Source organism: Rhizobium sp. RCC_161_2 (genome assembly GCF_041355235.1).
In the GTDB taxonomy this organism is placed as follows: Bacteria; Pseudomonadota; Alphaproteobacteria; order Rhizobiales; family Rhizobiaceae; genus Rhizobium.
Map to the genome: position 1 here is coordinate 384,373 of NZ_JBFUPL010000003.1, position 24,859 is coordinate 409,231.

General features: G+C 61.8%; 22 protein-coding genes. 8 read left to right on the plus strand and 14 right to left on the minus strand.

The features are described from left to right. Positions 1-3: 3 nt before the first annotated feature. A complete protein-coding gene (locus AB6803_RS09700) occupies positions 4-882 on the minus strand; it encodes a phosphotransferase (RefSeq protein ID WP_371108677.1) in 879 nt (292 codons plus the stop codon). 335 nt (positions 883-1,217) lie between these two features. Between AB6803_RS09700 and AB6803_RS09705 the strand changes: the two genes are divergently transcribed. Beyond that, entirely contained in the window at positions 1,218-2,021 is an 804-nt protein-coding gene (locus AB6803_RS09705) for a DeoR/GlpR family DNA-binding transcription regulator (RefSeq protein ID WP_371108678.1), read from the plus strand. Positions 2,022-2,028: 7 nt separating this feature from the next. Here AB6803_RS09705 and AB6803_RS09710 read toward each other — a convergent pair whose 3' ends face one another. Further along, positions 2,029-2,910 carry a LysR substrate-binding domain-containing protein gene (locus tag AB6803_RS09710; RefSeq protein ID WP_371108679.1) on the minus strand — a complete coding sequence of 294 codons (882 nt, stop codon included), beginning with the start codon at positions 2,908-2,910 and terminating at the stop codon, positions 2,029-2,031. 115 nt (positions 2,911-3,025) lie between these two features. On the opposite strand from AB6803_RS09710, the gene AB6803_RS09715 reads away from it, so the two are divergent. After that, positions 3,026-4,048: a YeiH family protein gene (locus AB6803_RS09715; protein WP_371108680.1), complete on the plus strand. Its 1,023-nt coding sequence runs from the start codon at positions 3,026-3,028 to the stop codon at positions 4,046-4,048. Here AB6803_RS09715 and AB6803_RS09720 read toward each other — a convergent pair. The 7 genes from AB6803_RS09720 to AB6803_RS09750 all read right to left on the minus strand — a co-directional run bounded on the left by AB6803_RS09720 (position 4,011) and on the right by AB6803_RS09750 (position 15,412). Beyond that, entirely contained in the window at positions 4,011-5,849 is a 1,839-nt protein-coding gene (locus AB6803_RS09720) for an EAL domain-containing protein (RefSeq protein ID WP_371108681.1), read from the minus strand. The genes AB6803_RS09715 and AB6803_RS09720 overlap by 38 nt on opposite strands. Positions 5,850-5,989: 140 nt before the next feature. Then, the gene (locus AB6803_RS09725) at positions 5,990-7,774 is read right to left on the minus strand and encodes an IlvD/Edd family dehydratase (protein ID WP_371108682.1); all 1,785 of its coding nucleotides are present in this window, start codon (positions 7,772-7,774) and stop codon (positions 5,990-5,992) included. A gap of 7 nt (positions 7,775-7,781) precedes the next feature. Next, the gene (locus AB6803_RS09730) at positions 7,782-8,666 is read right to left on the minus strand and encodes an NAD(P)-dependent oxidoreductase (protein ID WP_371108683.1); all 885 of its coding nucleotides are present in this window, start codon (positions 8,664-8,666) and stop codon (positions 7,782-7,784) included. Continuing rightward, positions 8,663-9,649, minus strand: coding sequence for a D-erythronate dehydrogenase (gene denD, locus AB6803_RS09735; protein ID WP_371108684.1), 987 nt, complete (start codon positions 9,647-9,649; stop codon positions 8,663-8,665). The genes AB6803_RS09730 and denD overlap by 4 nt, the downstream gene beginning before the upstream one ends. 252 nt (positions 9,650-9,901) lie before the next feature. Continuing rightward, complete coding sequence (locus tag AB6803_RS09740; protein ID WP_371108685.1) at positions 9,902-13,099, minus strand: efflux RND transporter permease subunit; 3,198 nt, start codon at positions 13,097-13,099, stop codon at positions 9,902-9,904. A 130-nt stretch (positions 13,100-13,229) separates the two neighbouring features. After that, positions 13,230-14,417, minus strand: coding sequence for an efflux RND transporter periplasmic adaptor subunit (locus tag AB6803_RS09745; RefSeq protein WP_371108686.1), 1,188 nt, complete (start codon positions 14,415-14,417; stop codon positions 13,230-13,232). Positions 14,418-14,599: 182 nt separating this feature from the next. Beyond that, positions 14,600-15,412 carry an alpha/beta hydrolase fold domain-containing protein gene (locus AB6803_RS09750; protein WP_371108687.1) on the minus strand — a complete coding sequence of 271 codons (813 nt, stop codon included), beginning with the start codon at positions 15,410-15,412 and terminating at the stop codon, positions 14,600-14,602. Between the two features lie 234 nt (positions 15,413-15,646). On the opposite strand from AB6803_RS09750, the gene AB6803_RS09755 reads away from it, so the two are divergent. Then, positions 15,647-16,558 carry a LysR substrate-binding domain-containing protein gene (locus AB6803_RS09755; RefSeq protein ID WP_371108688.1) on the plus strand — a complete coding sequence of 304 codons (912 nt, stop codon included), beginning with the start codon at positions 15,647-15,649 and terminating at the stop codon, positions 16,556-16,558. Between the two features lie 58 nt (positions 16,559-16,616). On the opposite strand, the gene AB6803_RS09760 is transcribed toward AB6803_RS09755, so the two are convergent. Next, positions 16,617-17,075: a carboxymuconolactone decarboxylase family protein gene (locus AB6803_RS09760; RefSeq protein ID WP_371109005.1), complete on the minus strand. Its 459-nt coding sequence runs from the start codon at positions 17,073-17,075 to the stop codon at positions 16,617-16,619. A gap of 117 nt (positions 17,076-17,192) precedes the next feature. On the opposite strand from AB6803_RS09760, the gene AB6803_RS09765 reads away from it, so the two are divergent. Further along, a complete protein-coding gene (locus AB6803_RS09765) occupies positions 17,193-18,077 on the plus strand; it encodes a sigma-70 family RNA polymerase sigma factor (RefSeq protein WP_371108689.1) in 885 nt (294 codons plus the stop codon). Between the two features lie 5 nt (positions 18,078-18,082). On the opposite strand, the gene AB6803_RS09770 is transcribed toward AB6803_RS09765, so the two are convergent. Then, positions 18,083-18,844: a helix-turn-helix transcriptional regulator gene (locus AB6803_RS09770; protein WP_371108690.1), complete on the minus strand. Its 762-nt coding sequence runs from the start codon at positions 18,842-18,844 to the stop codon at positions 18,083-18,085. Between the two features lie 127 nt (positions 18,845-18,971). Between AB6803_RS09770 and AB6803_RS09775 the strand changes: the two genes are divergently transcribed. The 4 genes from AB6803_RS09775 to AB6803_RS09790 all read left to right on the plus strand — a co-directional run bounded on the left by AB6803_RS09775 (position 18,972) and on the right by AB6803_RS09790 (position 23,055). Continuing rightward, positions 18,972-19,943 carry a DMT family transporter gene (locus tag AB6803_RS09775; RefSeq protein ID WP_371108691.1) on the plus strand — a complete coding sequence of 324 codons (972 nt, stop codon included), beginning with the start codon at positions 18,972-18,974 and terminating at the stop codon, positions 19,941-19,943. A 66-nt stretch (positions 19,944-20,009) separates the two neighbouring features. Further along, a complete protein-coding gene (locus tag AB6803_RS09780; protein ID WP_371108692.1) occupies positions 20,010-20,738 on the plus strand; it encodes a GntR family transcriptional regulator in 729 nt (242 codons plus the stop codon). Between the two features lie 101 nt (positions 20,739-20,839). After that, positions 20,840-22,120 (plus strand): cysteine desulfurase-like protein, encoded by a 1,281-nt coding sequence (locus AB6803_RS09785; RefSeq protein WP_371108693.1) that lies wholly within the window; start codon positions 20,840-20,842, stop codon positions 22,118-22,120. A 182-nt stretch (positions 22,121-22,302) separates the two neighbouring features. Next, entirely contained in the window at positions 22,303-23,055 is a 753-nt protein-coding gene (locus tag AB6803_RS09790) for an HpcH/HpaI aldolase/citrate lyase family protein (protein WP_371108694.1), read from the plus strand. Between the two features lie 32 nt (positions 23,056-23,087). Here the strand turns inward: AB6803_RS09790 and AB6803_RS09795 are convergent, their stop codons facing one another. The 3 genes from AB6803_RS09795 to AB6803_RS09805 are packed head-to-tail and all read right to left on the minus strand — an operon-like array spanning position 23,088 to position 24,827. Next, the gene (locus AB6803_RS09795) at positions 23,088-23,876 is read right to left on the minus strand and encodes an anti-sigma factor (protein ID WP_371108695.1); all 789 of its coding nucleotides are present in this window, start codon (positions 23,874-23,876) and stop codon (positions 23,088-23,090) included. Then, positions 23,873-24,622 (minus strand): sigma-70 family RNA polymerase sigma factor, encoded by a 750-nt coding sequence (locus tag AB6803_RS09800; RefSeq protein ID WP_371108696.1) that lies wholly within the window; start codon positions 24,620-24,622, stop codon positions 23,873-23,875. Before AB6803_RS09800 ends, AB6803_RS09795 begins: the two co-directional genes overlap by 4 nt. Next, on the minus strand, positions 24,612-24,827 hold the full coding sequence (locus AB6803_RS09805) for a hypothetical protein (protein WP_371108697.1): 216 nt from the start codon (positions 24,825-24,827) through the stop codon (positions 24,612-24,614). The genes AB6803_RS09800 and AB6803_RS09805 overlap by 11 nt, the downstream gene beginning before the upstream one ends. Positions 24,828-24,859 lie beyond the last annotated feature (32 nt).

The following is a 24,859-nucleotide window of genomic DNA, read 5'->3' on the forward strand; positions in this document are numbered from 1 at the left end:
ACCTCAAGAATTGCGGAATGATTGATAGGCGCGTTCAAACCGCGCCAGATTTTCGCTCGTATAGGCTGAATAATCGAAGTCGATCTCGGAGTGGATTTCTGAGACCATGCTCCACATCGTCTCACGCAACAGCGATGCACATTTCATCGCCTGATAGCGCCGCCGCAGATCGTCGCTCACCGACACCTCAAAATAGGCCTCCAGCATCGCGGTTTCCTGGTCCTCGGAGAAATCATTGTTGGAGGCGAGACCGCCAAGATCGAAGAGCGGCGAGTTGAAGCCGGCATAGTCCCAATCGATCAGCCACAGCTTTTTGCCATCGTCGAGGAAATTGGCGGCGAGCAGATCATTATGGCCGAAAGCGATTTCGAAGGGGCCGGCCGCTTGCTCCAGCCGCGCGGCACTATCGAGAAAGGAAGGCAGCAATGCCCGATGCCGGCTTCCCCCTTCTTCGAGAAGGGCGGCATAGTCGCGTACGACATGGAAAACCCAGAAGATCGCGGCCGCACCGCGAAAATGCTTGGAAATATCTAGATGGCAAGATCGGACAAGCGGCACGATACGCGCCAGCATCGACGGCTCGCGGATATCCTCGGGCGCAAGCGCCTTGCCGTCGATATAGTCGAGCACGAGGATGCCGGGCTCATGATGGATGACGGCAGGCGACAACCCGGCCGCATGCGCGGCCCTGCTCGCTGCCACCTCATTGGCCCGGCTGATGTGATGAACCGGAATATCGGTTCCGAGCCTGACGACGAAACGCCGCCCGCCATCCGTCACCAGATAATTGCGATTGGTGATGCCGCCCACCAGCGGAGCGATCTCGACCGGCCCACGCCAGATGCCAAGAGCATGTATTCTGTCTTCGGGTGTTGCGGCCATCCCTACCCCAGCGCGGCGATTGCGCATCTCTTGGATGCAAGAGGTTCCCCACAAACGGAGAACTGTCAAGAACCGGCCACAAAATGAAACGGCCAAGAGGCTTTTTGTTGGGTTGCGTCAGCCAAGAAAGTTTGCCGCATATTAGGTTATGGATAGCGACAATAGAAAGCTTCATCGCCAGCGCGATTTGGCTTAAAAATTAAATCTCGGGATGATTGCAGCAAGACCGCTTGTCTTCGAAGCATTATCCCGCTCTAGATGTTGTTCGCAGGCATGGCCTCCTCCGCGAGCTACTTTCAACGTTTTCGGATCATGCCCCAGATAGGATCGAAACCATGACGGGCATCTCGCCGACGCCGCTTCATTCGAACCATCGGGAACGTGAGATCCTGGAGGAGCTTCGGCTCGCCGGCGGGGCTAGTCGCATCCAGTTCCTCGCCGAGCGGCTGGACGTCTCGGAGGAGACCATCCGCCGTAATATCCGCAGCCTCGAGGCCCATGGCCTCGTCACCAAGGTCCATGGCGGCGTCCACATCAAGGACTCGTTCATCGAGCAGCCTCTGCATTTCCGCATGAACGAGAATGCGGAAGCCAAGCGTGTCATCGCCGCCCGTGTCGCGATGATCGTACAGGACGGCGACACGATCTTTCTCGACATCGGCTCGACCACGGCCTTCATCGCCGTGGCGCTGCAGAAGCATCAGAACCTCTTCATCGTCACCAATGCGGTCTCGGTTGCGAATGCGCTGGCAACCCGCAACGGCAACCGCATCTTCTTTGCCGGCGGCGAGTTGCGCAGCCACGACGGCGGCGCCTTCGGTGCGGAAGCGACCAATTTTCTGCGCCGCTTCAATGTCCGTCATGCAATACTATCCGTCGGCGCCGTCAACGCTACTTCAGGCTTCATGCTGCATGATCTCGAGGAAGCGGAATATTCCCGTGAAGCGGCCCGACGGGCCGAAAACCGCATCATCGTCGCCGACAGCGCCAAATTCGGCCGGACCGCCCCGATCGTCATCGACGATCCCGCCATCTACGACATGATGGTCACCGACGACATACCACCGCCGGATATCCGGGCGATGCTTGACCGCAACGACATCGACCTCGTCGTCGCCGGCCAGCGCCGCGCGGAGTAGCGCTGAGCTAACCCTTGCACATGGCTTCCAGCGTCAACGCCGCCTTACTGGCATGGCGTTCCTTGTGGCGCAGCAGACGGAAGCTGCGCACAGGCAGGTCGAAAGCTGCTTGCACCAGCAAACCCTGTCCGAGATAGGCTCCGGCCGCAGCACTTGAGATCGCCGCGGCACTCTGCCCGGAGCAGACCGCCGACAACACCGCCTCGTTCGAAGGCAGGACCAACGCCACGCTAAGATCGCGCGGCGAGGCCCCGAGTTTCGCGATGGCATTCTCAAATTCCGATCGAGTGCCGGAACCCTCTTCGCGCATCACCCAGGACGTACCGCTGGCAAGATCGGCTGCGGAAAGCTGCCGTCCATCCGCCCAGGGATGAGCCGGCGGCACGACGATCACAAGCGCGTCCTGCGCCACGACTTTCATCGACAGGGCCGGCGCATCCACCTCACCCTCGACGAAGCCGAGTTCGGCGGTGCCCTCGATAACCGCTTCGGTGACCGTGCGGGTATTGCCGATCGTCAGATCGAGCTCGATGCCGGGGTAATCGCGGTGAAACCGCATCAGGATCGGTGGCAGCCAGTAGCTGGCGATGGTTTGGCTGGCGCAGAGATTGAGCCGACCGCGCTGCAGGCCACCAAGTTCGGAGAGCATGAGTTCGGCAGACCGCACACGCGCCAGCGTCGCCCTGGCCTCGCCGAGAAAGGTGCGGCCGGTCTCCGTCAGCTCGATCCGACGGCCGACCCGATGAAACAGCTCGACGCCGTAATAGGCTTCGAGGTTCTTGATCGCTGAGCTAACCGCCGACGGCGTCAGGTGAATAGCCTCCGCCGCATGCGTCAGATGCTCCCGCTCGGCGACGGCGACGAAAATGGCGAGTTGCTCGAAGGTCATGGGAAATCATTCTAATTTATCGAACGAAACATAGGATAATATTCGATGGATGTCGACATCAGGAGATGAGACTTTCCCGGCACAGAAATTCTCCGTAGCCGAATGGCGGTGCCGCATGCCACTTTTCCAACGAACCGCGATCATCCTTCCAGGCCTCGCCCTCACCAGCGCCGTGGCGCTTGTCGCCTATGCCGGCGAACGCCTCGAGATCGGCCTCTTCGGCGGCAGGTGGATCGAGAGCCTGGTACTCGCCATCGCGCTCGGCATCGCCGTCTGCACCGTCAGGCCACTCTCGCCCTCCCTGCGTCCCGGCATCGACTTCAGCGCCAAGATCCTGCTGGAAATCGCCATCGTCCTTTTGGGCGCCTCGATCAGCCTTGCGGCGATCGATCAGGCCGGCGTCTGGCTGATCGCCGGCATCGCCATCGTCGTCGTGCTGTCGATTGCCGCGACCTATGCGATCGGCCGGCTGCTTGGCCTGCCGCCAAAACTGGCGACGCTGATCGCCTGCGGCAATTCCATCTGCGGCAACTCGGCCATCGTCGCCGTCGCCCCGGTCATCGAGGCGGACTCGGAGGAAACAGCCGCAGCCCTCGCCTTCACCGCCGTGCTGGGCATCGCCGCCGTCTTCCTGCTGCCGCTTCTCTATTTCCACGCCGGCATGAGCGTCGGGCAATATGGCGTGCTGGCCGGGCTCACCGTCTATGCCGTGCCGCAGGTGCTCGCCGCCACCGCGCCGGTCGGTCTGCTGGCCGTGCAAACCGGCACGGTGGTCAAGCTCATCCGCGTGCTGATGCTCGGCCCCGTCATCTTCCTGCTCGGCATCATTACAAAAACGGAGACGGCAGCCGCAGACGGCCACATAGGTCACCGTCGCTCGCTCGTCCCCTGGTTCATCTGCGGCTTTCTGGGGTTGATGACGCTGCGCTCCTTCGGACTGATCCCGGACACGCTGGTTGCGCCCATGGCGCTGGTTTCGAACCTGCTGACCGTGATTGCGATGGCGGCACTCGGCCTGTCGGTGAACATCCGCTCCGTCGCCCATGCCGGCGGCCGGGTGATCGTGGCTGCCACGCTGTCACTGATAACGCTCGGCGTCATCAGTTACGGGCTGATCGCCGCCCTGCAGATCCACTAGGCTTGCCGCCGCGCCGAGCGCTAGCCGAGGTCCGCTTTACATCGGATTCTGGAGCCGACGCCAGCAAGGTGGCAATCTCGCTGGCCGAAGAAGGATATCCGATCGCATAGCCTTGTAGCGCATCGCAGCCGGCGCTAGCCAGGAGTTGCGCATGTTCCTCGGTTTCCACGCCTTCGGCGATGACCCCGACATTCAGGGCTCTCGCTATCTCCACAATCGAGCCGACAAGGCGACGCTGTTCGTCGGAAATGGTTATCGCCGTCACCAATTGCCGGTCGATCTTCAGCCGCTTTGGCTTCAGTTTCACCAGGCCGATCAGCGAGGCATGGCCCGAGCCGAAATCATCGATCTCGATCTCGATATCCATCCTTTTGATCGCGTCGATATTGGCGAGCACCCTGTCATCGGGATCATCGAGGAAGATCGTCTCGATCAATTCGAAGACGATGGCATGGCGCGGTATGTTCAGCGTCTGCAGTCGGTCGATGAGGCCCGGATCAGCCAGGCGGCTTGCCGAGATATTGACGGAAATGCGCGGCGGCGTCAGGCCCCGCTCGGCCCAGGCAGCCCGGTCTAAGAGCGCGCAATTGAGAATGGCCGCATCGATCTCGGCGGTCAGCCCGTATTCTTCGGCCACCTTCAGAAAGGCCCCGGGCGCGACCAGCCCCTTCTCCGGATGCCGCCAGCGGGCCAGAGCTTCAAGCCCAATGATCCGTCGGCTGCGCGCATCCACCTGGATCTGGTAAAAAGGCACAATCTCGCTACGCATCAGCGCCAGCCGCAATTCTTCCGCCAACCGCCGCTCACCCTGAAGATCGGATTGCAGTTTCGGTGTGAAGAACTCGACGCGATTGCGGCCAAGTTTCTTTGCCTGATAAAGCGCGATATCGGATTCCGCCAGCAGATTGCCTGCACCGTCGGCAATACTCCAGGCAGCACCGATCGAGGCGCGCACCTGCAACATGTCTCGGCCAAAGCGTATCTCTCGTCGCAGACGCCACAGAATATCCTCGGCAATGGCTGCGGCTTCATCGGCTGTAGCAATATTGACCAGCATCGCGACGAATTCGTCGCCACCGACACGGGCGACCATGTCGCCGGCGGCGATCGCTCCGAGAATCCGCGCCGCCGCCGTCTGCAGCGTCGTATCGCCGGCCGCATGTCCCCATTTGTCATTGATCTGCTTGAAGCCGTCGAGATCGACATGGAGGATCGCCAGCGTCTCCACCGTCTGATCCGCTTGCAACTCCGCCAGCCGGCGGTCGAGGTAGCGGCGGTTGGGAAGTCCGGTCAGGTAATCATGGTCGGCGGCATGCTCGATGCGCGCTCGGCTCTCTTCCAGCGCGACCGCGCGGGCTTCCGCGACCGCTTTCTGATTGGTCAGTTCGCGGTTAAGCAGGACATCGGCAGTGACGTCCCATTCAGCCCCGATGATGGATGGCGCTCCATCAGGCCCCTCGAAGAAATGGGCGCGCGAGCGCAGATAGCGAACGTTTCCATCCGGATGGATGATGCGAAATTCCGAATTGTAGAAGCCTTTTTTCGCGATGGCCTCGTCAAAGTCGGCAATGGCCTGCTCGATATCATCGGGATGCAGGGCATTCAACCAAACCGCCGCCGACACTTTACCGCCACCGATACCGGTCTGATAAAGCTTATGCATCTGCGCATCCCAGAGAATTTCCTCCTCATTGAGGTTATGCTCCCAGACCCCGATTTGCGACGTCTCCAGCGCTAGCTCCAGCCTCCTCAAGAGGTTCTGGAACTCCAGCTCGGATCGCCCTGATATCGCCTCTCCCACCGAGTTCGAACTCCCTCCGGACACATGGAACGCCTGAACAGTCTAGTCGATATCCTGACAGTACTCCCTTTCATGATATTTAATGACCTCCACATGGTTGCAGGCTTTTGCCCGCAGCCATCATTGCGATCACTTTTTGGTTAATGATTGTGACGCGGCGGCTTGGCCGCGAGATCGCGGAAATCGGCCGCACCGTCGAGCACCGCGCCGTCGGAAAGCTGCGTGACCGAGCGGCGATAGATGCGTTGCCAGGGCGTCGCGTCCGGCGGGACGGCCGGAATGCCGTCGCCCTTGCGGCGTTCGATTTCCGCCTCTTCCACCAGCATGTCGCAAAGGCCGTGATTGAAGTCAATCCGGATGGTGTCACCCGTTCTCAGCCAGGCAAGCCCGCCGCCCGCCGCACTTTCCGGCGAGGCATTTAGGATCGACGGGCTGTCGGCGGTGCCCGACTGGCGGCCGTCACCGATCGTCGGCAGGCTGCGGATGCCACGTTTCAGCAGTGCATCCGGCGGCTGCATGTTGACGACTTCGGCAGACCCCGGCCAACCGATCGGCCCCGCGCCGCGGATGACGAGAATGGTATTCTCGTCGATGCCGAGGTCCGCATCGTTGATGCGATTATGGTAATCTTCCGAGCCGTCGAAAACCACCGCCCTGCCCTCGAACACGCCCTCGCGGCCCGGCTCCTGCAGATAGCGGCTGCGGAAATCCTCCGACACGACGCTCATTTTCATGATGGCGAAATCGAAGAGATTGCCCTTCAGCACTAAGAAGCCCGCCCGCTCCTTCAGCGGCGCGGCGAAGGGGAGAATGACCTCACGATCCGTCGCCTCGCGCCCCTTCAGGTTCTCTGCCATGGTCTTGCCGGTCACCGTCGGACAGTCGCCATCGAGCTTGCCGACCTGCAACAGCTCCCACATGATGGCCGGTACGCCGCCGGCGCGGTGGAAGCGCTCGCCAAGATAGGCACCCGCCGGCTGCACATTGGCAAGCAGCGGAATGTCGAAGCCGTGCACCTGCCAGTCCTCCGGATGAAGCTCGACGCCGGCATGCTTGGCCATCGCCGCCAGATGCGGCTGGGCATTGGTCGACCCGCCGATGGCGGAATTGACGCGGATAGCATTGAGAAAGGCCTGCCGGGTCAGCACGTCGGACGGCTTTATGTCTTCGAGCACCAGTTCAACCGCGCGCCGCCCGGTGCGATAGGCCATCTGCCCGCGCTCGCGATAGGCACCGGGAATGGCGGCGCAGCCGGTAAGCGACATACCGAGTGCTTCGGCCATGGCATTCATGGTCGAAGCCGTGCCCATGGTGTTGCAATGGCCGATCGAAGGGGCAGAGGCGAGCGACGCCTCCATGAACTCCTCCTCGTCGATCTCACCGGCCGCGAGCTTGCGGCGCGAACGCCAGATCACCGTGCCGGAGCCGGCCAGTTCGCCGTCGTGCCAGCCATCCAGCATCGGCCCGCCGGAGAGCACGATCGCCGGAATATTGACGGTGGACGCCGCCATCAGCGCCGACGGCGTGGTCTTGTCGCAGCCGGTCGTCAGCACGACGCCATCGAGCGAATAGCCGTAGAGCACTTCGACAAGGCCGAGATAGGCAAGATTGCGGTCGAGCGCAGCCGTCGGGCGCTTGCAATTCTCGAAGATCGGATGGGTCGGAAACTCGATCGGAATGCCGCCGGCATCGCGAATGCCGTCGCGGACGCGCTTGGCAAGATCGATGTGATGACGGTTGCATGGCGTAAGATCGCTGCCGCTCTGGGCAATGCCGATGATCGGCTTGCCAGAGCGGAGCTCTTCCGGCGTGATGCCGTAATTCATGAAGCGCTCGAGATAGAGCGCGGTCATGTCGATATGATCGGGATTGTCGAACCAGTCTTGCGAACGCAGACGACGTTTGGATGGACCGTTGTCGCTCATATCTTTCTCAAGCCTTTCCTCGGCCGTTCTTGTCTTCCAGATGCAGCAACAGGCCGCTGTGATCACGCTCCGCGCCGCCATTTTCGACGAATTCGGCGAATTCCGCCCTGACGGTTTCAGTCAAAGGCAGATGAAGCGACAGGCTGCGAGCGGCAGCCAGAACCGTGTCGAGATCCTTCAGCTGATTGCGGGAGGTTCCACCGGGCTCGAAATTGCGATCGATCATGCGCTGGCCGTGCAGATCGAGAATCCGGCTCTCAGCAAAGCCGCCACGAATGGCGGCGCGGAAAGCCTCCCGCGAGCCGCCACCGGCCTCCACCAGCAGCATGGCCTCAGCGATCGCGCCGATGGTGACCGCAACGATCTGCTGATTGCCGAGCTTGGCGAGCTGGCCGGTGCCGCTCGGGCCGACATGGGTGACGCGGCCAAGCGGCGCAAGCACATCGCGGACGCTATCGATGACATCGGCGTCGCCGCCGGCCATGATCGCCAGCGTTCCGGCCGCAGCCCCCACAACACCGCCCGAGACGGGCGCGTCGATATGGCGAAAACCGCGCTCAGCCAGTTTCGCGGCGTGCTCGCGGGCGACCGGAGGCGCGATCGAGCTATTATCGATGACGACGGCGCCAGGCGCCAGTGCATCCATCACCCCGCTTCCGAACAGGACCTCGCTCACCGCGCCGCCATTGGTCAGCATGGTAAAAAGCACCGATGCTCCCTTGGCCGCCTCCGCCGCCGTTGCTGTGACGGTCGCACCGTCAGCCGCCAGCGCATCCGCCTTGTTCCGGTCACGGTTCCAGACGGTGACGGCAAAGCCGGCGCCGAGCAGGCGCCGCGCCATCGGAGCACCCATCAATCCGGTCCCGAGGAAGGCGATCTTGCGACCGGTCATGGCAGCTGTCCTCCGAGCTCATCTTCGATATGAGCGCGGATGATCTCGTCGAAGGACTTGTCGGCCGCAAACCCCAACTTCTTCGCACGCTTGGCGGTAAAGCCCTGCGCCCAGCCGGAGACGATGCGCATCACCAGCTCGTCGGGCTCGCGGCGGATAAGCTTCACCGCCTTGTCGCCGGCGATGCGCCGAAGCGCCTCGATCTGCTCGCCGACAGTCGCGCTGACACCGGGCATGGAGAGACTGCGATCCGCGCCCAGCGGCGTCAGATCGACCGTCGCGCCATGAACGAGGAAGCCGACCGCCGAACGCGGCGAGGCATGCCAATGCCGCACCTGTTCTGGCACCGGCAGCACCGCCTCCATGCCGACCAGCGGCTCGCGCAATATGCCCGAGAAGAAGCCGGAAGCGGCACGGTTCGGTTTACCGGGGCGAATGCAGATGGTCGGCAGTCGAATCCCGATACCGTCGAGAAATCCGCGTCGCGTATAGTCGGCCAGCAGCAGTTCGCTGATCGCCTTCTGTGTGCCGTAACTGGTGAGCGGCGTCAGATGAAAGTCGTCCGGGATAGTGGTCGGGAAAGGCGAACCGAAGACGGCGCAGGATGAGGTGAAGACGACGCGTGGCTTGTATCCGTCCTCGGTGTTGGCAGCACGGATCGCTTCGAAAAGCAGCCGCGTGCCGTCGAGATTAATACGGTAGCCTTTTTCGAAATCCAGCTCCGCCTCGCCCGAAACGATGGCAGCAAGATGGAAGATCACATCCGGCCGACGGGCCACGATCTTCTCGGCCGCACCGGGCGCGGACAGATCCCTGGCACGCGCCTTGACCTTGCCGTTAAACCCTTCCGGCTGCGGCGGCTCGATGACATCGACCAGCGTCATCCGCGTGATCTCACGGCCGCCAAGTCCGCCGTCGGCCACCAGCCGTGCCGTCAGTTTGCGGCCGATCATGCCGGCTGCTCCGATGATGGCGATATGCATGCATCCTCCTCGCAATAACGCGCATCGGGACAGCTCCTCCGGCCCGATGTACGTCAGTCAATATGCCTATGTGCTTGATAAACCCATGGCGTCGGCATGCAAACGAAATTGACGGGCGAGCGGCAAAATCTTCGAAAAACAGATTGGCCGAAATGGAAAATATCGACGTGGTGCAAGCACAGAAAAGGGCGGGACCTTGCGGTCCCGCCCATGTCACATCGGGCACTGGGGGTGCTACCCGATACGGCAGTCCTATTCGGCGGCGATAGGGAGAACCTCCGCCGAATGGTTATTGTCGTTGCTGTGATGCTGCTTCAGCGGACGGTTGCCCGCCATTCTGCGAATCAGCACGTAGAAGACCGGCGTCATGAAGATGCCGAAGAAGGTCACGCCGATCATGCCGGCGAACACCGCGACACCCATGGCAGCGCGCATCTCGGCCCCGGCGCCGGTCGAGGTAACCAGCGGCACGACGCCCATGATGAAGGCCATGGAGGTCATCAGGATCGGGCGCAGACGCAGGCGGCTGGACTCGATGGCGGCCTGGACCGGCGTGCGGCCCTCGAATTCCAGCTCGCGGGCGAATTCCACGATCAGGATCGCGTTCTTCGCCGACAAGCCCACCAACACCATCAAGCCGATCTGCGTGAAGATGTTGTTGTCGCCCCCCGTTAGCCAGACACCCGTCAGGGCAGCGAGCACGCCCATCGGCACGATCATGACGATCGCAAGCGGCAGGGTGACGCTCTCATACTGGGCGGCCAGCACGAGGTAGACGAGCAGCAGGGCCAGCGGGAAGATCAGGATGCCTGAACTGCCGGCCAGGATCTGCTGGTAGGTCAGATCGGTCCATTCGTAACCGATGCCCTTCGGCAGGGTTTCGTTGGCGATGCGCTCGATGGCGGCCTGGGCCTGCCCGGACGAGAAGCCCGGAGCTGGGCCACCGTTGATATCGGCGGCGAGGAAGCCGTTGTAGCGCGTCGTCCGTTCCGGACCGGTGCTGGCCTCGACCTTCAAGAGCGCCGATAGCGGGATCATCTGGCCCGATGCCGACCGGACCTTCAACTGGCCGATATCGCTTGCATGCGAGCGGAACTTGGCGTCCGCCTGCACACGCACGCTGTAGGTACGGCCGAAGGCATTGAAGTCGTTGACATAGAGCGAACCCAGATAGATCTGCAGCGTGTCGAAGACGTCGGTCACCGAAACCCCCAGCTGCTCAGCTTTGGCGCGATCGAGATCTGCGAAGAGCTGCGGCACGTTGATCTGGTAGCTCGAGAAGATGCCGGCTAGTTCCGGCGTCTGATAGGCCTTCGCAATGAACGCCTTGTTGGCCTCGTCGAGCGCCTGGTAACCAAGACCGGCACGGTCCTCGATCTGCAGCTTGAAGCCGCCAGTCGTGCCGAGACCCTGGACGGGCGGTGGCGGGAACATGGCGATGAAGGCATCCTGGATCGCCCCGAACTTCTGGTTCAGCTGCATGGCGATGGCACCGCCCGACAGGTTCGGCGTCGTGCGCTCCTCGAACCCCTTCAAGGTCACGAAGACGATGCCGGCGTTGGAGGAGTTGGTGAAGCCATTGATCGACAGGCCAGGGAAAGCGATGGCATGTTCGACGCCCGGCTGCTCCAGGGCGATCTTGCTCATCCGCTGGATGACGTCATCCGTGCGGTCGAGGGTCGCGCCATCTGGTAGCTGCGCGAAGCCGATCAGATACTGCTTGTCCTGCTGCGGCACGAAACCGCCCGGTACGGTCTGGAACAGGAAGTAGGTCGCGCCGATCAGGGCGAGATAGATCACCATGACCAGGCTCTTCAGCGACAGGATGCCGCCGACGCCCTTGCCGTAAGCATGGGAGCCGCGGTTGAACACCTTGTTGAAGCCGCGGAAGAACCAGCCGAACACCGCGTCCATCACCCGCGTCAGCATATCCTTCGGCGCATGATGGTCCTTCAAGAGAAGGGCCGCCAGAGCCGGAGACAGCGTCAACGAGTTGAAGGCGGAAATCACCGTCGAAATCGCAATCGTCAAGGCGAACTGACGATAGAATTCGCCCGACAGGCCGGAGATGAAGGCGAGCGGCACGAAGACGGCGACCAGCACCAGCGCGATCGCGATGATCGGGCCGGAGACTTCCTTCATGGCGCGATAGGTCGCATCGCGCGGACTGAGTCCGTTTTCGATATTACGCTCGACGTTTTCGACGACCACGATGGCATCGTCCACGACGATACCGATTGCCAACACTAGGCCGAAGAGGCTGAGCGCATTGATCGAGAAGCCGAAGACATACATCACGGCAAAAGTGCCGATGATCGAGACAGGAACGGCGATCAGCGGGATGATAGAGGCACGCCATGTCTGCAGGAACAGGATGACGACGACAACGACCAGCGCGATCGCTTCCAGCAGCGTATGCACAACCTTGTCGATCGACGAGCGCACGAACTGCGTGGTGTCGTAGACGATCTCGTACTTCACGCCGTCGGGCATCGCCGCCTGCAACTCGTTCATTGTCTTGACGACATCGTCCGAGATGGTGATGGCGTTGGAGCCTGGAGCTTGGAAGACCGGAACAGCCACCGCCGGCTTGCCGTCGAGCAGTGAACGCAACGAATAGTCGGCGGCACCGAGCTCGATACGCGCGACATCGCGCAGGCGCGTGATCTCACCGTTGCTGCCGCTCTTGACGATGATATTGCCGAACTCTTCCGGCGTCGTCAGGCGGCCTTGCGCGTTGACGTTGAGCTGCACATCAATGCCAGGAACGCTTGGTGATTGGCCGATGATGCCGGCGGCGGCCTGGATATTCTGTGCACGAATGGCATTTGCGATGTCGCTTGCGGCAAGGCCGCGTTCCGCGGATTTCTGCGGATCGACCCAGACGCGCATGGAATAATCGCCCGATCCGAACACGCGAACCTGGCCGACACCCTCGATGCGGGCGAGCCGGTCCTTGATATTCAAGGTCGCGTAATTGCGTAGATAGGTGATGTCGTAGCGGTTATCCGGCGAGATGAGGTTGACCACCATCATCAGGTCAGGCGAGCTCTTGACCGTAGTGATGCCGAGATCGCGCACGTTCTGCGGCAGGCGCGGCTCGGCCTGCGAAACGCGGTTCTGCACCAGCTGCTGCGCCTTGTCCGGATCGGTGCCGAGCTTGAAGGTGACCGTCAGCGTCATCAGACCATCGGATGTCGCCTGGCTGTTCATGTAGAGCATGCCTTCAACGCCGTTGATCTGCTCTTCGATCGGCGTCGCCACGGTTTCGGCGATAACCTTGGGGTTGGCGCCAGGATATTGGGCGGTAACGACGATCGACGGCGGCACGACTTCCGGATACTCGGAAATCGGCAGCAGCCGAAGACCGATCAGGCCGGCGACCACGATGAGGACCGATAGCACTCCGGCAAACACCGGACGGTCGACGAAAAATCTTGAGATGTTCATGGCAGAACCCTCTCCAGGGGTGAATGTAAAAGGACACGGAGTCCGGGCCCGTCCGCGATATGCGCCACGAGCATTCCAAAATCAGAGCATTGAGACGACCGCCGGGAGAGCACTCTCCCGGCAATGTCGATTATTGAGCGGCCGCGACTTTTTCTTCCAGCTTCGGATCGACCACGGCGCCCGGGCGAACCCGCTGCAGGCCGTTGACGATGACCCGATCGCCAGCGTTCAGGCCGGTCTCGACGATGCGTTGGCCATCGGCAGTGTCGCCGAGGCTGATCTGGCGATAGACGACCTTGTTGTCGCCATCGACCACGAAGACGAACTTCTTGTCCTGGTCAGTGCCGATCGCCCGCTCGCTGATCACCAGCTTGCTCTCGGCCTTCGGCTGGCCCATGCGGACGCGCACGAACTGGCCGGGGATGAGACGTCCGCCCGGATTGTCGAAGACGGCGCGCACGGTAACGGTGCCGCTTGCCGCATCGACTTCATTGTCGATCAGTTGCAGCTTGCCGTTGATCGGCGTACCGTTGTCATTGGTGGTGCCGATCTGCACGGGGATCTGCTCGACCGGGGGCGCTGCGCCATCGGTGACCGGAAGCTCAGCCAGCGCCTGGGTAACGGTCTGCTCGCTCGCATTGAAGCTGGCATAGACCGGATTGACCGAGACCAGCGTCGTCAGCGCCGGTGAAGCCGAACCGCCGGCGACAAGATTGCCGACCGTGATAGCGATTTTGCCGACACGGCCGGCGATCGGGGCACGGACCTGCGTATAGTCGAGGTTCAGCTGCGCGGTCTGGAGCGATGCCTGTGCGGCTTTCAGATTGGCTTCCGCCTCGGCGTAGTTGCTGGTACGCGTATCCATGTCGCTCTGCGAGATCGTCTTGTTGTCGAAGAGTTTCTGGCCGCGATCGACTTCGACCTTGGCAAGATCGAGCTTGGCCTTGGCCGCGCCGACCTGTGCTTGCGCTTGGGCGACAGACGCCTCAAAGGGTGCCGGGTCGATCGTCACCAGCAGGTCGCCCTGCTTGACCAGAGCGCCTTCGCGGAACTGCACCGACTGAATGGCGCCGGCCACGCGCGGACGGACCTCCACCCGGTCGATGGCTTCGAGCCGGCCGGAAAACTCCTGCCAGGCGGTGATATCACGTGCCTGGACGGCCGCGACGGTCACCGGAATGGCCGGCATTGCCGCCGCCGCCTTTTCGGTCGCTTGCGCGCCGCGCGGCAGATCCAGATAGAAGGCTGCGCCCGCAACAGTCGCAGCAACACCCATGCCGGCGCCCCACAGGGCCCAGCGCTTACCGTTGGACGTCATGTTAGTCTCTCCTTGTGGTCCCGGCTTGGGACACGGGACCGAAAATTCTTAATCGTCTCGATATCGTCGGGACCCAGAGCGTAGCGCGTCCATGTTAACGCACGCGATCGCTCTTATTTTTCACGTCCAGAACACCGCATCCGCTTCCAGTGGTCCCACTCGATGGCGGGATGCTGTGTCGATCAAGCCTGTACGTCTTCGACAAAACCCTTGAACGAACAGCATACATCCTGCTGCCATGACGGCTTGTCTTTCGACTGCCCGCCGTAGAGGGTGGGCCAGCCTGTCCCGGCGGGGAGGACTTGCTGGCGAACACGGACGCCTGCCTCCTTGAGGCGGCGGCCATATTCCATGCTCTCGTCGCGGAGCGGGTCGTCCTCGGCCGTGAGCACCAATGCCGGCGCGAGGCCCGAAAGCCGCGAACAGTATCGAGGCGCCGCATAGGGATGACAGACACCGCCCAGAAAACCCAGGTAGCGATTCCAGCCTTCCGTCCAGCGCTCGCGCATGCCGCTTTCCTCCGCCTGGAGGAAAGATTTCGACCCCATGAAGGGATCAAGAAGCGGCGATATCAACACCTGTCCGTCCAGCGAACCGGGCATCTGATCACGCGCCTTCAAAGCAACACCCGCTGCAACATTGCCACCCGATTCCTCACCGGCGACAAACAGCAGCGACTTTTTCGCTCCGCCCAGCTCAAGCATGTTTCGCTTGTTGCTGAGGTAGGCGAGAATCCCGTAGGCGCATTCCAGCACCTGCGGAAAAGCATTTTGATTGCCGCTGGTATAGTCGGCGGCAATCACAATCGCACCGGCTTCCGCGAGGCTGGCGGCGACCGGACGAACGGTTGCATGTTCGGTATCGAGAAAGGCGCCACCATGCAGATAAAGCACGATGGGTGCCGCCTTCTTGAGACCCTCGCCGTTATAGATCCGCGCTGCGACCGGTCCCGTAGGCACGTTTTCCAGCACAACATCTTTCCACGGCGCGCTCATGAACCCACATCCTTGTCTATTCTGTCGAACATGCCCCTTTTCCTAAAGCCATTTCACAGGCTTGGCGACCATGTTCAGGATAATGCGGCTTCTAGCGCCCCGTACCGCATTGCAACAATCATGAAGACAACATATTGTTATTCCGTTCTGAGAATAAGTGGCCTATATTCGACTAGACTATTCACGAATGACAAACAATCGACCGCTTTCTCTGGGGTCGAAGGGCACCATGGAATGGACCAACTATCAGCAATGCGGGCATTTGCACGCGTGGTGGAGACAGGCAATTTCACCCGCGCCGCCGCGACCCTCTCCATGCCGAAGGCGACGGTGACGACGCTCATCCAGTCGCTCGAGGCGCATCTGCACGCCAAGCTTCTGAACCGCACCACGCGGCGCGTCATGGTGACGACCGACGGCGCGCTCTACTATGAACGCGCCATCCAGATCCTCTCCGAGATCGACGAACTCGACGGCAGCATCAGCAATTCGCAGAGCCTGCCGAGCGGCCGCCTGCGCGTCGAAATGGCCGGCGCCTTCGCCGAGAAGATCATCATGCCGGCGCTTTGCGATTTCTACCAACGCTACCCGGACATCCACATCGATCTCGGCGTCGGCGATCGGCTGGTGGATTACCTGGCGGAAAATGTCGACTGCGCGCTGCGCGCCGGCATGCCGAGCGATCAGTCGCTGATTGCCCGGCGGGTGGGCGAGATACCCCTCATCACCTGCGCCGCTCCCCGCTATATCGAGAAATTCGGCCGGCCAGAACGGCCGGACGAACTGGAAACGACGCACTATGCCGTCAGCTATTTTCGCGCGCAGACCGGGCGGGTCATCCCGTTCGAATTTCAGCGCGGCAATGAATCGCTGGAAATCAGCCCGCGCTATATCCTCTCGGTCAACGACAGCCGCAGCTACGTCAACGCCGCGATGGCCGGCCTCGGCATAGCCCAGGCCCCCGCGTTCATGATCCGCGACGAACTCGCAAGGGGCGACCTCATCCCCGTGCTCCCCGGCTGGACCCGCAGCCCCATACCGCTGCATATCGTCTATCCCCCGAACCGGCACCTGAGCAACAAGGTGCGCGTCTTCGTCGACTGGCTAGCAAAGCTGCTGGTGACGTCGAAGGTAAGCGAAGCCTGACATGTGAACTAACCGCCTCCCTATCGGGAGACGGTGCTTCCTTCGGCACGATCCGGGGTCAGCTCCAGGATGCTCCCGCCTGCTGCCGGACCGTCGCGTTCAGCCGGTTCCAGACGTTGTCGACCGCGATCGAGACAATCAATGCTGACAGCGCCTTCTCGTCGTAGTGCCGGGCAGCCTCGTCCCAGATCTCGTCGCTCACAGCCTCCGGCCGGTCGGCAAGCCGGGTTGCCGCCTCGCCAAGCGCAAGGGCGGCCCGTTCAGCCTCGGTGAAATAGGGCATCTCGCGCCAGGCGGAGACGCCGACGATACGCTCGACCGTTTCCCCGTCTTTCTGGAGCTTGCGGAACCCCATGTCGGTGCAGACGCTGCAGCCATTGATCTGGCTGACGCGCAAATGCACGAGGTCCATGGTGTTTTCGGACAGACCGCGCCCCTTGAGCGAGGCGCTGAGCGCCAGAAGCGCCTGCAAGGTTTCCGGCAGGACAAGGGCGGGGTTCTTCATACGGGCTTGCATCATTCTCTCCTTGGATGTTTTGGTCTTGACGATGCCGCTCCCGTGCCGATCCATTGTCACACCAGCCGGGCCTCGTTCGTCATAGGCATGACGGAACAGGATGAGGGAATGTGACTGATGGACGAAAAAAAGTGGCAGGCGGAGAAATTCGAGGCCAACCGGCCGCACTTGCGCGCCGTTGCCTATCGCGTGTTGGGCTCACGGACGGAGGCGGAGGATGCGGTGCAGGAGGCATGGTTGCGGCTCAACCGCGCCGACACGTCAGAGATCGACAATCTCGGCGGCTGGCTGACGACGGTTACCGCCCGCATCTGCCTCGACTGGCTGCGCAGCCGCAAATCCCGGCGCGAGGAGCCGCTGACCATCCGCGTCCCCGAACCGGTCGTCAGCCATGAGGCAGGAAACGGCACGGACCCGGAGCAGGATGCGTTGCTCGCCGACTCAGTCGGCCTCGCGCTGCTGGTGGTGCTGGAAAAGCTGACGCCGGCTGAACGGCTGGCTTTCGTGCTGCACGATATGTTCGACATGGCCTTCGATGACATCGCCCCGATCGTCGGGCGCAGTACCATCGCCACGCGCCAGCTCGCCAGCCGCGCCCGCCGGCGGGTGGAGGGAGTGCCGGTTGCCGCGGAGGCAGACCTCAGCCGTCAGCGCCATCTGGTCGATGCTTTCTTCACGGCATCGCGCAACGGCGACATGACTGCCCTTCTCATGGCTCTCGATCCCGACGTCATCTTCCGCGCCGATGCGGTCGCGACGCGGATGGGCGCGCTTGCCGAAATCCGCGGCAGCTCCGCCGTTGCCGAAACCTTCCGCGGCCGCGCCCAGGGCGCCCGGCTTGCTGTCATCAATGGGGCCGTCGGCGCCGTCGTCATTCTCGGTGGCCAATTGCGCATCGCGCTTCGCCTTATCATTGCCGATGATGGTGGAATCACCAGCATCAATGCGATGGCCGATCCCGAAGAGTTGCGGAAGCTTGAGATCTTGCTGATCGATCCATAATGGCCTCAACCAAGCCGCGTCGGGCTTGTTCCCGTCAGCCTGCGAAACATGGCGATGAAGGCGGAGGCGCTGCCATAGCCGAGCTGCGTCGCGATCCGCCGCACCGGTTCGCCGGCCTCGATCAGCGCCAACGCCTTAACCAGTCTCAACCGCTGACGCCACTCGTTGAAGGAAATGCCAAGGTCATCGTTGCAGCGGCGGGACAGCGTCCGCTCGGTCGTTCCCATCCGCCGCGCCCATTCCGCCAGAGAATGACGATCGCCGGGATCGGCTTGCAACGCTTTCAGCACCGGACCGAGTAAGGGGTCATCGGACAGCGGCAGATAGTTTTCACTGCGCGGGGCGAGACGGATCTGATCGACCAGGACTTGCACCAGCCGCAGGTCCTCTTCCGTCTCTGGAAGAGTGATATCGCGGGCGGCGAAGTCCGCCAGGATCGCTTTCAGCAACGGGCTGATGCTGAGCGTCGAAGGTTCGGCCGGCAGGTCGGCGCAGAGTGCACGCTCGACATAGACTGTGACATAATGCAGGTCATGCTGGTTCCATGCGCCATGCATCGTGTCGGGCGGCAGCCAGATGGCGTAATGGGGTGGAGACAGATAGCGCACGCCCTCGATGACGAACTCGGCGACGCCCGCAAGGGCATAGTTGAGTTCGCCCCATGGCTGGCTTTTGGCCGGGAATACCGTGCCGCCCTTGTAATGCTCCGTGCGGAAGGAAACCGGACGCGGCGGATCCCCCTCGATGCGTGGTTCTCGCGCCGCCACCCCTACTCCCTATGTCCGCAATCCACTACCTGTGTCTGAAACTCGCTATATACCAGAAATCGGACAGGCAGTAAAAAGCAACATCAACATAACCCCGACCCGGCCGACCATCCGACAGGAGGACGCCATGAGCAATAACCCGACTTCTTCGACCAACGACACCGCCGCCATCATGACGAGCGCGGCGCTGGCGCCCCTGCTCACCGTCCTCATCTGGTCCGGCAACACCGTCGTCACCAAGGCGGCCGCCGGCGTCATTTCGCCCGGCTCGATCTCCTTCTATCGCTGGCTGCTGGCCTTCCTCATCCTGCTGCCCTTTGTCGGCCCTGCCGCGTGGCGCAACCGCGCAATTCTTAGCCAATACTGGCTGAAGATCGCCACCCTCGGCGCGCTCGGCATGGTGATCTACCAGACCCTCGCCTATGAAGCGGCCAAGACCACCTCGGCGGTCAATATGGGTGTGATCGTGGCGCTGATGCCGCTGCTGTCGACATTGCTGGCCGGGGTTCTGGCCGGAGAAAAGCTGACGGCGGCTAGCATTGCCGGCGGGATCATCTCCCTGATCGGCCTGATCTACCTGACCTCCCAAGGCCATCCCGCCGCCTTGCTGAGCGGCGGCTTCCACATAGGCGACGCATTGATGATCGTCGCCGTCCTCTCTAACTCGCTCTACGGCGTGATGCTGAAGCGCTGGGCGATGCCGCTTCCCATATGGCAGCAGCTTTTCTGGCAGATCGGTTTTTCGACCATCCTGCTGATCCCGGTCTTCCTGATGGGCGATATCTCGCCGATCACGTCAGCCAACCTGCCGCTGATCCTCTATGCAGCCATTCCGACATCGCTGCTGGCACCGCTGTGCTGGATGATCGGCATCCAGAAGCTTGGGGCGGCGCGAACCTCCCTGCTCATCAACCTCCTGCCGATCGTCGTCGCAGCTCTCGCCTGGGCCGTCCTCGGTGAACAATTGCATTCCTATCACGCCATAGGCGGTGCCCTTGCCCTGATCGGCGTCGGCATCGGCCTCCGCCAGACAAAGATCGTCAAGGGCGAAGAGGTGTCCGGCGCCGGTCAGGCGGCTTGGGAAACCGAGGAGGTTTGACACGGCTGCCCTTCGCTCTACGATATCCGGCATGACTGGAATCGCCCGAGCAAGAAGGAAGCGAGCGTGCGCATAGGCCTGGAACCGGTGTCATCGAGAACGACCATCCAGGAGGGCGTTTACCAGCAATTGCGCAATGCACTGATGGCCGGCAATTTCGATCCCGGCCAGTCTCTGACCATCGCCTCCCTCGCCGAGACCTTCGGGACCAGCAACATGCCGGTGCGCGAAGCGCTGCGCAGGCTGGCGGCGGAAAATGCGCTGGAAGTTGCAGCGAACGGCTCGGCCCGCATTCCGATCGTCACGCTTGCCCGCCTCGACGATCTCTGCCGCGCCCGCATCGCCGTCGAGGGACTGGCCGCCGAGCTCGGCATTCCCAGGTTAAGCGCCACCGACATCGCGACCCTGGAACGCATCGCCGCCGAGCAGCACGCCATCGGCCTTGGCAGCAATGTCTACGACCTGATGGTGCGAAACCAGCAGTTCCATTTCACCATCTATCGCGCCTCCGGCTCGGAGGTGCTGCTGCAATTGATCGAGACGCTGTGGCTACGCTTCGGCCCTTATATGCGCATGCTCTCGGCCTCGGTCGAACCGCTGATGCGCACCGGCGAGATCGATCCCGCAGCACCGCATCTCCCGATCATCGAAGCGGTGAAGGCCGGAGATTTCGCCCGCGCCCGTGACGGCGTCATCGACGATATCCGCCGCACCCATGAGATCCTGCGCGATTATTGCCCGGCAACGCAGGACGAGCCGCGCACCAAGAAATTCACCTCGGCGCTGCGGCGCTAAGCCACCGAAACGCAACGAGACGAATCTAGTTGAACCTTAAAATATTTTGTGATCAAATGATCATATCTTGACATCGACCAGTCGTTTTCAGCGAGATCATCATGAGCGCCTCCCCTTCCACATCGAGTTTTCCTGGCCATAACAGTTTCCCGGTCGATGAAATCCGCGCCATGTTCCCGGCCATCCAGAAGGCCGGCGATTTCGTGTTTCTCGACAATGCCGGCGGCGCGCAGGTGCCTCAAGCGGTGGTCGATGCCGTCGCCAACCACCTGATCGATTTCAATGTTCAGCGCATGGCGAAATACCAGCACAGCCAGGGTGTCGACCGCAATCTGGTCGAGGCGCGCGAAAGCGTTGCCATGCTGGTCAACGCTTACCGGCCGGAAGAGATTTCCTTTGGCCTGAATGCCACATCCTTCATCCGTCTGGTGAGCCTCGGCATCGCCAAGCTGCTCGGCAAGCGCAACGAAATCGTCATCACCGACATGGACCATGACGCCAATATCGCCACCTGGCTGGCGCTGGAAGCCGATGGCGCCAGGATCGTCTGGTGGCGCATGCGCGAAGACGGTACGCTGCACACCGAAGACCTGAAGCCGCTGCTGAACGACAGGACCCGCCTCGTCGCCTGCACGGTAACCGCCCATTCCATCGGCACGATCGTCGATGTCGCGACCGTAGGCCACCTGGCGCATGCGGCCGGCGCCGAAGTCTTCCTCGATTGTGTCCATTACGGCCCGCATGGCCTGATCGACGTGCAGGCGTGGGATTGCGACTATCTCGTCTGCTCCGGCTACAAGAATTTCTCGCCGCATATGGGCTTTCTTTGGGGCCGCTACGACGCGCTGGTGAAGCTGCCGACCTTCAAGGAAGACTTCATCCCGGACGTGCCGCCCTACAAGATCGAGGTCGGTACCTTCACCTATGAGAACGTCGCCGGCATGAATGCCGCCATCCACTATCTGGAAGATCTCGGACGCCGCTTCCTGCCGGCAATTACTCACACCCGCCGCGAAGCGCTCGCCGCCGCCATGGGTGCGATCCGTGACTATGAGCTGACGCTGTCGCGTGAGATGATCGCCGTGCTGAACCGCCATGGCGCCGTCATCTACGGCATTTCCGACGATGCCCGCCTCGAACAGCGCGTGCCGACCATCTGCTTCAATATGCCAGGTATCACGCCACAGCAGTTCGCCGCGGAGATGGGCGAAGCCGGCATCGGCCTGCGCGATGGCCATATGTTCGCCCCGCGCCTGATGAAGCGTCTCGGTCTTTCAATGGAAACAGGCGCAATCCGCGTTTCTCTGGTACACTACAACAAGCTCGAAGAAATCGCCCGCTTCGAAAAGGTTCTTACCGAGGTCATGGCGCGGCACAGATAAGCCGCGTGTGAGCGGTGGCGGCGCCCGAACAACTCCGCCACCGCAATGCCTCGCCGCCCCAATCCTTACCGACGGCCCGACAGCCCATAAAATATTTCAACTCTAAAACAGATTGCCGCTTCGCAAGCTTGTTTTCTCGATCTATCCCTCTTGGCCAGGACCGTCGGAGCGCGAGGAAAACAATGAGCAATTTCCGCAAGGCCTGCATCGACAAGAGCCTGCTCATCGGCACCTTCGCCGCCATTCCACATCCCGTCGCCATCGAAGTCATTGCCGCCTCCGGTGTCGATTTTCTCTGCGTCGACTGGGAGCATTCGCAGATCAGCCGCGAGCGCATCGAGGACCTGATCCGCGCCGCCGACGTCCATCGGGTTCCCGCCATGGTGCGCGTTCCCGGCCATGCACCGGAAGCCATCGCCTCCGTATTGGATGCGGGCGCCGCCGGCGTGCTGGTGCCGCGCGTGTCCACCGCGGCGCAGGCAAAGGCCGCCGTCCAGGCAACGCGCTATCCTCCGATCGGCGAGCGCGGCGTCGGCCCCGGCCGGGCAGCGGCTTACGGCTATCGCATCCCGGATTATCTCGCCAAGGCCAATGCGGAGCTGGTGCTCGCCGTCCAGGTCGAGACGGCGGAGGGGCTCGCCAATATCGCCGAGATCGCCGCGGTCGACGGCATCGACGTCATTTTCATCGGCCCCGGCGACCTCTCGGTCTCGATCGACGCCATGGGTCCGGAGGGAAAAGACAGGCTCGATGCCGCCATCGAAACCATTGCGAAAACGGCCCTTGCCGCCGGCAAAACGGTCGGCATTTTCCGCCCGTCGCCCGACGATATCGGCACTTGGTCGAAGGCCGGCATCAGCTTCTTCCTGCTTGCCAGCGATACGATGTTTCTGGGCGCCAGTCTGGCCGACGGAGTTGCCCGGGCACGTCGTTAGCGCACTGTGAAAGGATAGACCAGTAGCAGCGCCTATAGAGCCGTCGCTCGCGAATAATTATCGCGGAAAGCGGCCAGATCGGCCGGACTGACATCCGAAACAGCCCAGAAGACCAAGCCGCCGCCCGACCATTCGACGAGATTATAGCCGTCATGCGCCGTCGCGCTCTGCCCGGCCGTTGGCCCCGGCCAGACGAAGAGATTGATGACATGGCCGTGGCGCCGATAGACGAGCGCCGCGACAACCCGGCCACCAATATAATCCACCCGTCCCCCGATCAGCGGAAAACCGTCCGCAGCAAGATCGACCACAGGCGGAGAGAAATCGATCTTGCCGTTGAACCATGGTTTGACCGTATGCTGGTCGGATGTCTGCACATCGACCAGGTGGCTGGCGAGCATGGAACGCACATGGCTGGCAAGCAGCTCTCCCTGAAGGGGCGCGTTTGTCTGGGGATTGCCGAGCACCAGCACCAAGCTCGCCGCCAGGGCCGCCAGCGACGGGATGAAGCTCCATTGCCCGAAAGATTGTAACCAACGCCACCACATGCCCACACGTTGCGGTGCTTGCTGCTGCGCTGCTTCAAGAGAAATCGCGGTCATGACACGCGCGCGAACCTCGGGCGGCGCTTTCCACTTCACCTCATCCTGACCGACGACCCGCTTCATCTCTTTGAGACCTTCCAACGCGGCGGTGCAATGCGGACACGTCGCAACATGCTGCTCGAACTGCATCGTATGAACCGCATCGAGTTCGTCATCCACATAGCAGTGCAGGACCGTTTCCCATTCCGGGCAGCTTTCGGGGATTTTCTCGCTCATGACTGTGCCCCGTTTCGCTCGCCGGCCTGCCATACGTCACCGAATTCGCGTCTGGCCCGTGCGAGCCGGGACATCACGGTCCCGATCGGCACTTCGGTGATATCGGCGATTTGGCGATAGGACAGACTTTCCAGCTCCCGAAGGACCAGCACTTCCCGCGATATGTCCGGCAGCGAATTGATCACCTGCCGGACCTGTTGCGACTCCATCTTGCGGATCATGGCCGCCTCCGGCGTGTCCTCGTCCGAGGCAATCTCGTAAGCGGCAGGTGGCTGATCCGCATCCATCGCTTCATTCATCGCCATCGGCGTCTCGAAGCGAGCCTTGCGCCGGTCCTCGTTCAGCCAAGCGTAGTAACAGTTCCGGACGATGGCAAACATCCAGGCGCGCGGCTCACCGCCGCGATAGCTGTCGAAGCTGCGGTAGGCGCGCAGGAAGGCATCCTGCACGATATCCTGCGCCGCATCGGCATCCCGGCTCAGAAACCGCGCGAAATTGTAGGCGGCATCCAGATGAGGAACGACAGTGTTCTGGAACCGCAACATCAGGTCGCGCGAGATCGGCGGAGCGAGGCCGACTGCACTGTCGGCATGCCGCGATTGCAGCATCGGGGCGATGCCGATGGATTGCCGGGCAAAAGCGCCTATCGCCGACAATCGGGCCACAAGCCGCCGACACGCCGCGAGGAAACCTGGCGACGGGCGACTGTCATAGGTGAGAAAGGCAGATTGAATGTCAGCCACCATGATCCCTGCATTGCTCCGGCACGGTTTCGCTCAGGTTCGACCCGGCGTGAATATTGCTCTCCATTCTCCAGATCGTTTCAGGCGGTATTTTATTCCCACCTGCAGAAAAATATTTGCCGGACACAATATCCGCGCCAGCATTTCCTTGATGATAACCACTGTGCACCGGCCAGAATTCTAGCGCCAGCAGAATTAGATCAAGCATATCAAAATCTTATCGGAAATTCAGCCAGGCCC